Origin of the sequence: Labilibaculum sp. DW002 (assembly GCF_029029525.1) — a bacterium.
Taxonomy (GTDB): domain Bacteria; phylum Bacteroidota; class Bacteroidia; order Bacteroidales; family Marinifilaceae; genus Paralabilibaculum; species Paralabilibaculum antarcticum.
This window is the reverse complement of the sequence record NZ_JAKJSC010000002.1, coordinates 399,853-413,094: the sequence shown is the minus strand read 5'-3', so window position 1 is coordinate 413,094 and position 13,242 is coordinate 399,853. Positions and strand designations below refer to the sequence as shown.

Genomic DNA, 13,242 nt, shown 5'->3' with positions numbered 1-13,242 from the left:
AAATAATTTAAGTGATAAAACACATTATTATCAATTCAAATTTCAATCCTATTTTCTAAACTTTTTTATTTTAGAACCGTAGTATGGGAAGATAATACCGATAACGAATTAGCTCCATCTATTACAAACAAAGGATACATGAATCTCAACAATATCAGAAATGAGAAAATGCAATACAATAGCATAAGTTTATCCTTTCCAGAACACATTGAACCCATATTTCAAGAAACTTATTTCCAAAATTCTATTATTCAAGTTAGAGTTGCTTTAGTTCTAACAATGCTACTTTATGCTGTTTTTGCTTATTTAGACTTACTATTATTCCCCCAACATGCCCATTTATTCCATAACATTCGATTTTTCATTGTCATTCCATCCGTTACTCTTGTCATCTTTTTATCCTTTACCAAATTTTTCAAAAAGATATGGCAATGGTTAATACTGGCTTGCTACATTATTGGGGGAACAGGAATTAGTGTAATGACCACCTTCGAGCCAGAAAACAATGCATACTATGCAGGTTTACTCCTCATCTTTTTTTCGGGCTATCTGTTTCTTAAAATGCGATTTATATTGGCTACCATTGGTGGTTGGTTAAACTTGCTCATTTTTAATTTACTTGCAATTGTTTATATCGAAACCCCTATCCCAATAATCATTTCAAATCTCTTCTTTTTTGTAAGTGCTAACCTTATTGGAATGTTTGCTGCATATTACATGGAACTCCAGTCTCGACGAAATTTTTTCTTGAATCAAAAACTTGATGAAGAAAAAATATCTGTTGAACAATTGAATAAGAACCTTGAAAAAACCGTTGATGAACGCACAATAGAACTAGTCAATGCTAAAAATACAACTGAAGCCATAAATGCTAACATTACAGCAATAATTGAAGGAACAAATGAAAGCATTTGGGCTTTCAATCAAAATTATGAAATACTATATCTAAATCAGGCCTTCAAAGATGTATTCCATGGTATTTTTGATGTCACTCTTCAACCTGGAGCAAGTATTCTTGATATAATTCCCGAACCGTTTCGAGAAACATGGAAATTAAGATACGACAGAGTGCTAGCAAATGAACAATTTACAATTGAAGATGAACTTGATACAAAGAATGGACTTCTGTTTATTCAAGTTACATTCAATCCTATTGTTAAAAAAGGGAAAGTAATAGGTAGCTCTTGTTTTGGAACTGATATTACGTATAGAAAAAAAGTTGAAACAGAAATTATTAAAGCCAAAGAAAAAGCAGAAGAAAGCGATCGACTTAAGTCCGCTTTCCTGGCTAATATGAGTCATGAAATTCGCACTCCGATGAATGGTATATTGGGTTTTGCCGAGCTACTAAAAGATTCTGATTTAGAGAAGGGCATTCAAAAAGAATACATCGATATCATTGAAGAAAGTGGAAATCGAATGCTCAACATTATTAATGATATTATTGATGTTTCGAAAATTGAGGCTGGCTTAGTCGATGTAAATATCCAAGATACAAATGTCAATCAACTTTTACAATACATGCATTCTTTCTTTAAGCCAGAAGCAGATAGTAAAAACTTACAATTAGCTATTCTGGTTCCTGATTTATCGAAAGAACTTGTGATTAAAACTGATCGGGAAAAGCTTTACGCTATACTAACCAACCTTTTGAAAAATGCCATTAAATACACCAATCAAGGAGCAATTGAATTTGGCTTTGAAGCAAATGGCAAACATCTAGAATTTTTCATAAAAGACACAGGTGTTGGCATTCCCGAAGACAGACAACATGCTATTTTTGAACGCTTTATTCAAGGTGACATGACCAATAAACGTTTACAAGAAGGAGCTGGTCTTGGCTTATCAATTTCTACAGCCTTTGTAAAATTATTAAAAGGTAAAATTTGGTTGAAAAGCCAAGAAGGCAAAGGAAGCACCTTCTTTTTTACCTTACCTTACTAATCTCTTTCGCTACCAATTTTACACACCTCTCCCATTTTACTCATCATGTATTCGTGTGAATCTATTTTGTGTGGAATGATGCAATCTGCACAATTTTTAAAATTGTTCGTGTATTTAAAATTTCCACCACAATTCCCTTTCAACATATACAAAGGACAGTAACAAAACAGACAGTTAAATTCTTCTTCATTTTCAACTTTGTGACAAGGAAAATATTCACACTTTTTATTTTGGAAAAACTTATAATTTTCTGACATAACTCAAACTCCTCAGTCGTATTCTTACTAAAACCAATAAATTAATTGCCTGTAAAATTAGCAACTGGCAGTCACTATTCCAATCAATTATTTTCCTTTCCGATTTCCTTACCTTATTAAAACAGCTAACTACCTAATTAAAAGAGTAATTGCTATTTCATAAAGTTTTAATTAATAAAACAGTATTTACACAATCCAATTAATCAAAATGTAATTGTACTTTTATGTTGAACTTAACTTCAAAAATTGCAATACATTTATTCTTATCTATAACAAACAACACGCATACAATTGAAAACAGTACTTCTTACTTCACTCCTTCTCTTACTTACACTACAGCATACTTATTCGCAAGAATGGAAAAACATGCACACCTATAAAAAGGAAACAAGCAAAGCTAACTTACAGAATGGATGCTGGTTGAAAAAAGACCGAAAAAGAAATACTGAAACTTGGAAACAAGCAAATTATTACAATTTGAGTGTTGATAAAGGAAATGAAAAATACAAAAATATTCGGCAGATAAGAGATTTTTACATTTTCTATAATGAGTTCAGAATGCAACAAGGTCATGACATAAAGTGGATGGGAATAGCATCTGTTGCTGCCAATCAGTTAGCAAAAATGGAAAATTGTTTTTTGCGTCTATTTGTAGTTCGAAACAAAGAATTAGTTGATTTTGCACATCAAGGATCAACAAAAGTATTTGCCTTTTCCTTTCCTCAATTGCAACAGATTTATACCTCAGAACAAATTATTACAGGAGACGATGCTTTGATTTGGGACAAAAAATATGGAACAATTGAACAATGTGAAATTTTGCAACCCTTGTATGATCAACTGTCTGACAAGGCAATCAAAAAACTGGAAAGAATGGCAAAAGGCAAAGGCATATTCCGCTTTGGGGTTCGAAAAAAATTACGCTTCGAGGGAAATATCAATGATTGTGATGATAGATATGAACATGGAAAAAGTAAGTTAATTCCTTATTGCAACATTCACAATCATTAATTTACAGGCAAGAAGTATTTTCTATAATGTAGATTTCCTCCTCTAAATTTTTGTCTTATAAAAATTCCCTCTATCTTCGTTTCGTATTTCTACGAAATACAAAACAAATAAAACGAATACATGACAGACAAAGAATTTTATTCGAATGATGAAAAACAATTAGCTCGTTTTGCTAAAGCACTATCACATCCGGTGAGAGTCTACATTTGCAAACTCTTATCAAGCCAATCCTGCTGCTACAGTGGCGATTTGGCTGAAGAAGTGCCCATTGCCCGTTCTACCCTTTCACAACACTTGAAAGAGTTGAAAGCATCGGGTTTAATACAAGGAGAGATTGTTCCTCCAAAAATTAAATATTGTTTGAATAAAGAGAATTGGGCACTTGCTCGAGAAATGTTTACCAATTTATTCAATAACTAAACAAAATAAACATGGATATTAAAGTATTAGGTCCTGGTTGCAAAAAGTGCAACACCCTACACGATGCAACACAAAAAGCACTTGAAGAATTGAATATTGAAGCTTCTGTAACAAAGGTTGATGATATGCTTAAAATTCTTTCTTATGGCGTTATGTCTACTCCAGCTTTGGTTGTAAATGAGAAAGTGTTATTTAGTGGTAAAGTGCCATCTGTATCTGAAATCAAAGAACTAATTCAAAACGCTTAAAACATGAAACAACTTATAACATTTTGCCTTATCGCAATGGGGTTAAGCTTTGGAGCTTGTCAATCAAATACAAAAAAAGAAACTGCAACAGCGAAAGAAGAAACTGCATGTACTGGAGATTGTACAAAATGTGAGAAATCTGCAGAAGCTAAAACTGTAGCAACTACCGAAGATGCCGGCGTATACTATTTTCACGGAGATAGAAAATGTAAAACTTGCAAAGCTGTTGGTGCACAAGCTAAAGAAGTAGCGGAAACACTAAATGTAAAATTCTTCGATATCAATTTTGATGAAGACAAAAACAAAGAGTTAGCCAAGCAATTTCAAGCTAGTAGTTCAAGTTTGTATATCAAAAGTGCTAAGTCAGGAAAAATTGAAGACTTAACAACTTTTGCATTTCGCAACGCTATTAACGACACTCCTGCTTACATTGAAAAGCTACAAACAGTAATTAAAGCAGAGCTACAATAAACGAACAATGGAATATCTGGATCAACTGTTAGCACAAAGTAATCTACCCATATTTTCAGCTTTTCTGCTTGGAATTATGACGGCTATTAGCCCATGTCCACTGGCAACAAATATTACAGCTACAGCTTATATTAGTAAAAGTTTAGGCGATAAAAAGAAGATATTTATAAGTGGTTTGGTTTATACCTTAGGACGTGCAATTAGCTATACAGTTCTTGGTGTTATTCTCTATTTTGGAGCAAGTAAGTTTGATGTTTCAAGTTTCTTCAACACCTATGGCGAAAGGTTACTTGGACCATTGTTACTGATTATTGGAATCTTCATGTTAGATCTAATTTCCTTCAATTTCCCTGGAGTTAGCTTTCTAACCGATAAATTAAACAGTGAAAAAATACGCGGCAAATATTGGGGCGCCTTTTTAATGGGAATGATATTCGCATTGGCTTTCTGCCCATATAGCGGTGTGCTCTATTTTGGAATGTTAATTCCTTTAACCATTTCACAGGCCGACGGATTAATTCTTCCTGTAGTGTTTGCAATTGCTACTGGCCTTCCTGTAATTATTATTGCCTATCTACTTGCCTTCACACTTTCAGGCGTTGGAAATTTCTACAATAAGGTAAAAAGCTTCGAGTTCTGGTTTAGAAAAGTGGCAGCAGTCATTTTCATTATTGCCGGACTTTATTTCACATATATATTCTTTATTGCTTAAGTTATTAAGTCATGATTAAATCAATTCAAATCACCAATAGAAAGCAACTGCTCTCAGTTTTACTTCTTTTACCAGTTTGGTATCTTTTATACGTTAATCTTCAGAATATCTCTGATTTTATTATCGATGGCTTATTGGGAATGCCCGAAAGTCATTTGAGTGAAACGCTACGTTTCTTCATTTTTGAAGTACCTAAAGTTCTTTTACTTCTGGTTCTGGTTATTTTCGGCGTTGGTATTATTCGAAGTTATTTTTCTCCTGAAAAAACGAAAAAAGCTTTAGCGGGTAAATCCACCTTCATGGGGAATATTATGGCTGCTCTTTTAGGTGTTTTAACGCCTTTTTGTTCTTGCTCAGCCATTCCATTGTTTTTAGGGTTTGTTGAGGCTGGTGTGCCACTAGGAGTTACTTTCAGCTTTCTTATTGCTGCGCCTATGGTCAACGAAATTGCCCTTATCATGTTAGTGGGCCTTTTCGGATGGAAAACAGCAATAATCTACACCCTTACAGGCTTATTAATTGCAATTGTTGCAGGTTGGCTTATTGGTGTTCTTAAGCTTGAAAAATATATTCAGGAATGGGTATTCGAAGTTAAAACAGGACAAACTGGTGTTGATGAAACAAAAATCACTTTCTCAGAAAGGATTAAACTTGGTTTTGAAACGGTTAAGGAAATTGTTGGTAAAATCTGGCTTTATATTGTGATTGGTGTTGCCATTGGTGCCGCTGCTCATGGCTATGTTCCCGAAGATTTCATGGCTAACTTGATGGGTAAATCAGTTTGGTATTCGGTACCTCTTTCAATTTTAATTGGTATTCCAATGTATTCGAATGCGGCTGGTATCATTCCGATTGTAAGTGTACTTATTGAAAAAGGGGCATCACTTGGAACAGCCTTAGCCTTTATGATGTCGGTAATTGGCTTATCTCTGCCTGAGATTATTATCCTGAAAAAGGTATTAAAAATGCCTTTGATTCTTATCTTTATTGGAGTTGTTGCTGCTGGAATTCTAGCTGTAGGCTTTATTTTTAATTTTATCTATTAAGGGATGAAAAATTAATCTTTCGATTGATGACAGAAAACAAATCATATCAAGATACTTCAAACCCTATCGTACTTTTCGATGGGGTTTGTAATTTGTGCAATACTTCTGTTCGATTTCTTATGGCCTACAATCGAAAAGAAAACCTGCATTTCGCTTCTCTACAATCGAAGTATGCTAAAAATCTACTGGCAAAATATAATTTATCCCAAACAGACCTCGCTACTGTGGTGTTTATTGAAAATGAAAAAATCAGTACGCAAAGCACAGCTATTTTCGAAATATCCAAACATTTGATTTACCCTTGGCGAGCAATCGAAAATTTTAAATACCTCCCAAAATCGATTACCGACTGGTTTTATAAATTAGTTGCAAAGTATCGTTATAGCTGGTTTGGTCATAAAAAAGAATGCATGATTCCAAAAGCCGAATGGAAACATCGTTTTCACGGATAAGCATAAAAAAACCGGAAGCCTTTCGGATTCCGGTTCTGTATATCTTGAAGTGTAAATTAGTCTCCGAAGCAGATTCCAACACCTTTAGCTGTTTTAACCAAGTTTGAATCCGGATCAACAAGGTTTTGTTTTCCAATTGCTTCAGGAAGTGGTACAGCTACAACTTCCGGGTGATGGTAAGCTACCATATGTCCAAATTTCTTTTCCAAAACCATTTCGAAAGCTTTCACTCCAAACTGAGTTGCCAGCACCCGGTCATAGGCCATAGGAATACCGCCACGTTGTAAGTGACCTAGCACTGTTGTTCTAATATCAGCTTCAATACCAGCTTCCTTTAGCTCGTATGCCAAACGATCTGCAGCACCACTTAATTTCAAGTTTGGATTACCAACTTCAATACTCTCTTCAGCAAGGGCCTCTCCTCCTTCCGGCATTGCACCTTCAGCAATTACAATAATTCCAAAACCTTTGCCTTTGAGAAAACGCGTATCTAACTTCTCTTTCACTTTCGTGATATCGTAAGGAATTTCAGGTATCAAACATGCTTCTGCACCACCAGCAATAGCTGCCGATAAAGCAATCCATCCTGCATCACGTCCCATTGCTTCCAGAATGAAAATACGGTTGTGAGATGCAGCCGTTGTTTTCAGCTTATCAACAGCTTCTGTACAAACCTGAACTGCAGTCTGGTAACCGAAAGTAAAATCAGTCGCCATCAAGTCGTTATCAATAGTCTTAGGAACACCAATAATATTTAAACCTTTCTCATATAAAGCTTGTGAAATTTTCTGTGAACCGTCACCACCAATACTAATTACAGCATCAACGCCTAAATATTGCAGTTTGCGAATCATCTCATCGGAACGATCAGCTGATCCCCATGTTCCATCAGAATTTTTAACTGGCCAAGCAAAAGGACCACCTTTAGTTGTTGTTCCAATTATAGTTCCTCCCTGATAATGGATGCCTTTTACGGCAGCATCATCTAATATTTTTATTTCAGTAGGCTCTTTTAATATTCCATCGAAAGACTGAATACTACCTATTACTTCCCAATCTTTTTCTTGTGCTGCACGTTTTACTACTGCACGAATTACCGCATTTAATCCCGGGCAATCGCCACCCCCTGTTGCAACTAATACTCTTTTCATAATCGTCAATTTAATATATTTCAATCAATTTGCTTGGCTAGCTCGGCTAAAGTAAAAATATTTTTCCAAAGTCGAACAAACAATTTCACAATCAATGAATTGCAATCGATTTCGGTGTCTTTTTTTATAATGAATTTGAATTGTTAATTTTATAACAGCAATAAACTCGAACATGATTAAGCTGAATTATCATGCTTATCCTTTTAAAATACAGCACATTCACCCAATTTATAAAAATTAAAGCTATGAAAATAATTATTTTACAATCTGATATCACACAATTAAAAGTTGATGCCATTGTAAATGCTGCCAATTCAAGCTTACTAGGTGGTGGCGGAGTCGATGGTGCTATTCACAGAGCTGCGGGCCCCGAACTTTTAAGGGAGTGCGAAAAATTAAATGGCTGCTCTACAGGTGAAGCAAAATACACCAAGGCATATCAACTATCGGCTAAATATATAATTCATACCGTTGGGCCAATTTGGAATGGGGGCAATCAAAATGAAGCAATCTTATTAGAAAACTGTTATAAAAACAGTATTCGAATAGCCGAGTCATTAAAATTGGAAAGTATAGCTTTTCCTAATATCAGCACAGGCGTTTATGGCTACCCCAAAAGGCAAGCTGCTCAAATAGCAATTAAAGTTGTACAAAAAGAAAAGTATCAGCACCTAAAGGAAATTACCTTTTGCATTTTCGATGATGAGAACTTAAACATTTATCATGAATTAGCTAAATAGAAATTGTCTCTTCAACAACCTCATCTAAATTCCAACGCTTGTATTTACCCCAGTTAAGCATGCAATTATAGCCTTTTTCTTCAAGGAAAACAATCACATTCTGAGTCTTTAAGCTTAAATCACAATATAAAATAAGAGCTTTATCCTTGGGGATTTTAGAATACCATTGATCTACTTTATCATGAGGAAAATTCCTTGCTCCAGGAATATGTCCCATTAAATAATATTCTTCTTCTCTTACATCTAAGATCCAAATTTCTTCCGAATTCTTGCGAGCTAAGGTTAAAAGTTTTTCCGCATCTAAGTATATTTTTAATTTCTCTCCCTCACTAGATATATATCCATGATAATTTGGGACATGTATAAAATACCAATACACACCAAAGATCAGTGAAAGCGCGGAAAATATAATCAATAATATATTCATGGAATATTTTTAATGAAGCTAATAAAGATTTTTCACTTCACAAGAATACAAAAAAAAATCTCCAATAAAGGAGATTTTAAATATCATATTTGAATCAATTAACGTTTCATGGTTGCAATGAAAGTGTCTTCATCAAGGAAGAAGTCCAATGCATTATTAATTGAAGGAACAATCACATCTACGTGATCAACAATATCTTTATGAATACCTTCTGCTTGCAAGGTAGCAACAGAAACAACCGCTTGTACAAACAAGCCTATATCAATACGTGCATTTCCAATGGCAGCAACATTTCTGCTTCCTAAGGAAAGTAAGATATCTTCTTTTTCTCTCGAATTACGAGCTTCATAATAGGTAATACCTGTTGAATCTGCTAATTCACGAGCATTCCCTCTCTGATCTGAAGAAATCATGACCACATTCACTCCCAATGATTGCAATTGATGAATTCTTTCCATTACACCTGGAACAATCTCCCCTTTTACAGTTAATGTTCCGTTAGAATCAACAACTAAGGTGTCAATTTCAATGGTTCCCACACCCGATACTTTGTAAATTAGACTCATAGATTATGCTTTAAATTTAGTCTAACAAAATAGCATTTTTTAGACAAAGCCAAAAGGTTTAAAAACATCTTTTCGGCAATATCTTTAATCTTGCTTGTTCTAAAAACGATAGCTAACCCCTACCGATAAATTCTCCTTAAACTGAAGCTTCGACCCAGTATCATCATCTGATATTAAGTGAGTTGAAAACTTTGTAGATAAATATTGATTTATGGGCATTGTGAGTATAAGTTCCCAATCGATATCTACATTTTTAGGTTCTTCGGTATAATTGGAATACAGGGTTACCTTATTTAGCAATTCCATGCCATCCCAAAACTTCATTTTGTGAGATAAATTGACATAAGAACCAACCTCTTTCTTCACTTTCTTATCCTTATCAACACCAAAAGCTGTTTGATCAATTTTTGCAGTATCACGCACAATCGTGTACTTCGCGGATAGAGGAGATAACAATAAGGAGAAATTTTTATTTGGTTTGTAATCCATACCAATCGAAGCAATAATATAGGCTGGAGCAAAAAAGTTTGACTTCAATATTCGAGAACCAGTTTTAGGGTAGGTATATCCTTGCAACATTTGAGTTTTCAAATTAAATTGTGCCGAATAATACCATTTCTTGACCGCTTTTTGCCCATACTTCGTATTTAACTCTACACGGTCATCATTTTTCCGAAACCCATTATCTCCTGATTTCAAAAGACCATACTTAATTTTTAAGCTATTATCCCAAGTATGATTTCCTTTCTTGTAATTTGCAAAGGCATTAATAGTCGATATTGCCGCAATCGAACTCTCTCCACCTCCAGACCAACTATCACTCACATGCCCCTGATTAAAAGAAATGCCAATCGTTGCTCCTAATTTCCATTTCTGTGAATATCTTTTATACTTTCCTAAGGTCGCTAGCTTATATTGATCGGAAGGTAGTTCTCTTTTAATCTTCCCACTTGATCCTCGCACTTTTGATTTCTGAACAGATTCCTGATACACATCATCATCTACTAAAATTCGAACGGACCTATCTTTTGTATTTTGAACCCATATACCAATTGAGTCTCTCCTATTCTTCTTCAGCCAAAAGCGTTTAAAATCCTGTTTGCCATTATTTATCCAGAATTGCATAGAATCATTTAAGTAATTCTTTACTCCTAATAAAACTGAATCTCTACTAATCTCTCTTATCCACTGATGAACAGGATCTTTCTCTACATAGGTGTACAATTCTTCTAATGCGTGATATTTCCAAGCATTATCATTCTCCAACTCTTCAATTTTAGGCAAGTCAGGTTGATAACTTAAAATTTTCTCTAACTCAATCTGCTTCTTAAGCTTTCGTAATGCTTCTTCTGTTTTTCTGGTTTCGATATACTCTTTAAGATAATATACCATATTCCGAATACTATCATTCTTGACGTAATGTAAGAGTGAGTTCACAGCATCCTGAACAGAATCAGTTTGGTGTTTCTTTTGCGAATAATTCATTCCTAATTCCCTAACAATAAAACGAAAACCAACATTATCTAAATGCTGTAATGGATCAGGAACATTATTCAAAACCGTATCGGTTGTAAAATATTTTACTGAATCTGCTTTATTCTGTTTTATACGATAATTTGAATCCTTTAGTCGAACAGAACCAAGAATTAAAGAATCCTTTTTTATCTTTTCCTGAGAAAATGATAAAATGGACTGAGTAAGTAGCAATAACACGCACAAAAATCGAATCATAGGGCAATGATCTTAACGTCTTTTAATAAGTTAAATGGGCTAATGGGTATCTTAATTATCTAAAAATTCACCACTCAAATATGGCTTATGCAAATTTGTTGAAATTATTTCTTTATAAAAAGTATATTCACCTTCAAATCGATAAATTCCAACAGAATACAATACAAAAATTTACCAATTTAAATATCAAACGTTTGCACAAATTCTTTATTCTGCTTTTGAATCAAAAATATTTATTCTATTTTTACAATGTTGAAAATCAGAAACTATGGAAATAAAATATCAACTTCCAAAACTGACACATAAAGTTTACCTCAACATTAAGAATAGAGACGAGTATCACTTCTAGACTCGTTTAGGTATTGTACACCTTATTATTTCCTATCGTATGCTTATTGAATAAATAATTAACTGGGAGGAATCCATCTGGTTAAATTATTCGTATACATGTATACCTAAAACACACAAATTTAGATTCTAGTATTACAGACTGGAGATATTATTGAACCCTATTAATTTAAGGATCACAAAAAGCTACACTATATTTTAGTATCAAACTATAAACAACACATAAGAATATAATCATGGAAATTCCATTCGCAGAATCGTTTAAAATTAAGATGGTAGAAACCATCAAAAGAAGTACTCGTGAAGAAAGAGAAGAGTGGCTTAAGACTGCTAATTACAACCTTTTTAATCTTAAGAGTGATCAGGTTTTTATTGATTTACTAACAGACTCAGGAACTGGTGCTATGAGTGATAAGCAGTGGTCTGAGATGATGTTAGGTGATGAGTCTTATGCAGGTGCTCGTTCGTACTACAAAATGAAAGATGCGCTTAAGAATATCTTAGGGTTCGATCATTTTTTACCAACTCATCAGGGGCGTGCAGCTGAGAACGTATTATTCTCTGTATTGGTAAAAGATGGTGATGTTGTTCCAGGTAATTCTCACTTCGATACAACTAAAGGTCATATCGAGTTCAGAAAAGCTAAGGCTGTTGATGTAACAATTGATGAGGCTTTCGATACTCAAATCGATCACCCATTTAAAGGTAACTTAGACCTTGTAAAATTAGAATCAGTTCTTTCTTCTTATCCAAAGGAGCAGATTCCTATGATTATTGTTACTGTTACTTGTAATACTTCAGGAGGTCAGCCTGTTTCAATGAAAAATATGAAAGGTGTTAGAGCTCTGGCCGATAAGTATGGTGTTCCTGTATGTTACGATTCGGCTCGTTTTGCTGAGAATGCATATTTCATTAAACTTCGTGAAGAAGGGTATCAGGATAAAACAATCAAAGAGATTGTAAAAGAGATGTACTCGTATGCTGATATGGCTACAATGAGTTCTAAGAAAGATGCTATTGTAAACATGGGAGGTTTCATTGGAATGAAGAGCAAAGATCTTTGGAAACAAGCATCTACTTACAATATCATGTTCGAAGGATATGTGACTTACGGTGGTATGTCTGGTCGTGATATGAATGCTTTGGCACAAGGTCTTGATGAGGGGACTGAATTTGATTATCTGGAGACTCGTATCAAACAAGTTGAGTACTTAGGTTCTAAACTTGAAGAGTACGGCATTCCGTTCCAGAAGCCAATTGGAGGGCACGCTATCTTTGTTGATGCTAAGAAAATTTTAAGTCATATCCCTAAAGAAGAGTTTCAAGCTCAAACATTAGGTTGTGAGTTGTATTTAGAAGCAGGTATCCGTGGAGTTGAGATTGGAGCTATCCTTGCGGATAGAGATCCTGAAACAAGAGAAAACCGTTACCCGGATCTGGAGTTGTTGCGTTTAGCTATTCCAAGAAGAACTTATACGAACAATCATATGGATGTAATTGCAGCTGCCTTCAAAAATGTTTTCGACAGAAGAAAAAGTATTAAGCACGGTTTAAGAATTGTTGATGAAGCTCCAATCATGCGTCATTTCACTGTTCAATTGGATAAAATATAAGCAATCCCACCAACTTATAATAAATTTAAAAAGCTTCCCTCGGGAAGCTTTTTTTGTTTCAATAAAGAATTTAATCGATATTGAAATTTTATTTTTTCAATAATT

15 protein-coding genes are annotated in these 13,242 nt (G+C 34.4%); 10 read left to right on the top strand and 5 right to left on the bottom strand.

Annotated features, from left to right (window positions below; all coding sequences use genetic code 11):
* The first annotated feature begins 138 nt into the window (after positions 1 to 138).
* Positions 139 to 1,944: a PAS domain-containing sensor histidine kinase gene (locus L3049_RS13380; RefSeq protein ID WP_275110318.1), complete on the top strand. Its 1,806-nt coding sequence runs from the start codon at positions 139 to 141 to the stop codon at positions 1,942 to 1,944.
* Here the strand turns inward: L3049_RS13380 and L3049_RS21660 are convergent.
* Positions 1,941 to 2,201, bottom strand: a complete 261-nt coding sequence (locus L3049_RS21660; RefSeq protein WP_425440818.1) for a cysteine-rich small domain-containing protein — start codon at positions 2,199 to 2,201, stop codon at positions 1,941 to 1,943. The two genes, L3049_RS13380 and L3049_RS21660, sit on opposite strands and share 4 nt — an antisense overlap.
* A 291-nt stretch (positions 2,202 to 2,492) precedes the next feature.
* Here L3049_RS21660 and L3049_RS13375 point away from each other — a divergent pair, with 291 nt between their 5' ends.
* The 7 genes from L3049_RS13375 (at position 2,493) to L3049_RS13345 (ending at position 6,561) form a co-directional block, all read left to right on the top strand.
* Entirely contained in the window at positions 2,493 to 3,212 is a 720-nt protein-coding gene (locus L3049_RS13375; protein ID WP_275110317.1) for a hypothetical protein, read from the top strand.
* Between the two features lie 120 nt (positions 3,213 to 3,332).
* A complete protein-coding gene (locus L3049_RS13370) occupies positions 3,333 to 3,632 on the top strand; it encodes an ArsR/SmtB family transcription factor (RefSeq protein WP_275110316.1) in 300 nt (99 codons plus the stop codon).
* Between the two features lie 11 nt (positions 3,633 to 3,643).
* Positions 3,644 to 3,880, top strand: a complete 237-nt coding sequence (locus tag L3049_RS13365; protein WP_275110315.1) for a thioredoxin family protein — start codon at positions 3,644 to 3,646, stop codon at positions 3,878 to 3,880.
* Between the two features lie 3 nt (positions 3,881 to 3,883).
* Complete coding sequence (locus L3049_RS13360) at positions 3,884 to 4,351, top strand: nitrophenyl compound nitroreductase subunit ArsF family protein (protein ID WP_275110314.1); 468 nt, start codon at positions 3,884 to 3,886, stop codon at positions 4,349 to 4,351.
* Between the two features lie 7 nt (positions 4,352 to 4,358).
* A complete protein-coding gene (locus L3049_RS13355; RefSeq protein WP_275110313.1) occupies positions 4,359 to 5,063 on the top strand; it encodes an aromatic aminobenezylarsenical efflux permease ArsG family transporter in 705 nt (234 codons plus the stop codon).
* A gap of 11 nt (positions 5,064 to 5,074) precedes the next feature.
* Positions 5,075 to 6,109: a permease gene (locus L3049_RS13350; protein ID WP_275110312.1), complete on the top strand. Its 1,035-nt coding sequence runs from the start codon at positions 5,075 to 5,077 to the stop codon at positions 6,107 to 6,109.
* 26 nt (positions 6,110 to 6,135) lie between these two features.
* Positions 6,136 to 6,561, top strand: a complete 426-nt coding sequence (locus tag L3049_RS13345) for a thiol-disulfide oxidoreductase DCC family protein (protein ID WP_275110311.1) — start codon at positions 6,136 to 6,138, stop codon at positions 6,559 to 6,561.
* Between the two features lie 56 nt (positions 6,562 to 6,617).
* Here L3049_RS13345 and L3049_RS13340 read toward each other — a convergent pair whose 3' ends face one another.
* The gene (locus L3049_RS13340) at positions 6,618 to 7,712 is read right to left on the bottom strand and encodes a 6-phosphofructokinase (RefSeq protein ID WP_275110310.1); all 1,095 of its coding nucleotides are present in this window, start codon (positions 7,710 to 7,712) and stop codon (positions 6,618 to 6,620) included.
* Between the two features lie 245 nt (positions 7,713 to 7,957).
* On the opposite strand from L3049_RS13340, the gene L3049_RS13335 reads away from it, so the two are divergent.
* Positions 7,958 to 8,452, top strand: a complete 495-nt coding sequence (locus L3049_RS13335; RefSeq protein WP_275110309.1) for an O-acetyl-ADP-ribose deacetylase — start codon at positions 7,958 to 7,960, stop codon at positions 8,450 to 8,452.
* On the opposite strand, the gene L3049_RS13330 is transcribed toward L3049_RS13335, so the two are convergent.
* The 3 genes from L3049_RS13330 to L3049_RS13320 form a co-directional block, all read right to left on the bottom strand.
* Positions 8,445 to 8,879: a rhodanese-like domain-containing protein gene (locus tag L3049_RS13330; protein WP_275110308.1), complete on the bottom strand. Its 435-nt coding sequence runs from the start codon at positions 8,877 to 8,879 to the stop codon at positions 8,445 to 8,447. The two genes, L3049_RS13335 and L3049_RS13330, sit on opposite strands and share 8 nt — an antisense overlap.
* Before the next feature lie 98 nt (positions 8,880 to 8,977).
* Positions 8,978 to 9,445: an HAD family hydrolase gene (locus L3049_RS13325; RefSeq protein WP_275110307.1), complete on the bottom strand. Its 468-nt coding sequence runs from the start codon at positions 9,443 to 9,445 to the stop codon at positions 8,978 to 8,980.
* Between the two features lie 99 nt (positions 9,446 to 9,544).
* A complete protein-coding gene (locus L3049_RS13320; RefSeq protein ID WP_275110306.1) occupies positions 9,545 to 11,176 on the bottom strand; it encodes a DUF3078 domain-containing protein in 1,632 nt (543 codons plus the stop codon).
* Positions 11,177 to 11,760: 584 nt separating this feature from the next.
* Between L3049_RS13320 and tnaA the strand changes: the two genes are divergently transcribed.
* Positions 11,761 to 13,137, top strand: a complete 1,377-nt coding sequence (tnaA, locus tag L3049_RS13315; protein ID WP_275110305.1) for a tryptophanase TnaA — start codon at positions 11,761 to 11,763, stop codon at positions 13,135 to 13,137.
* The last annotated feature ends 105 nt before the right edge of the window (positions 13,138 to 13,242 follow it).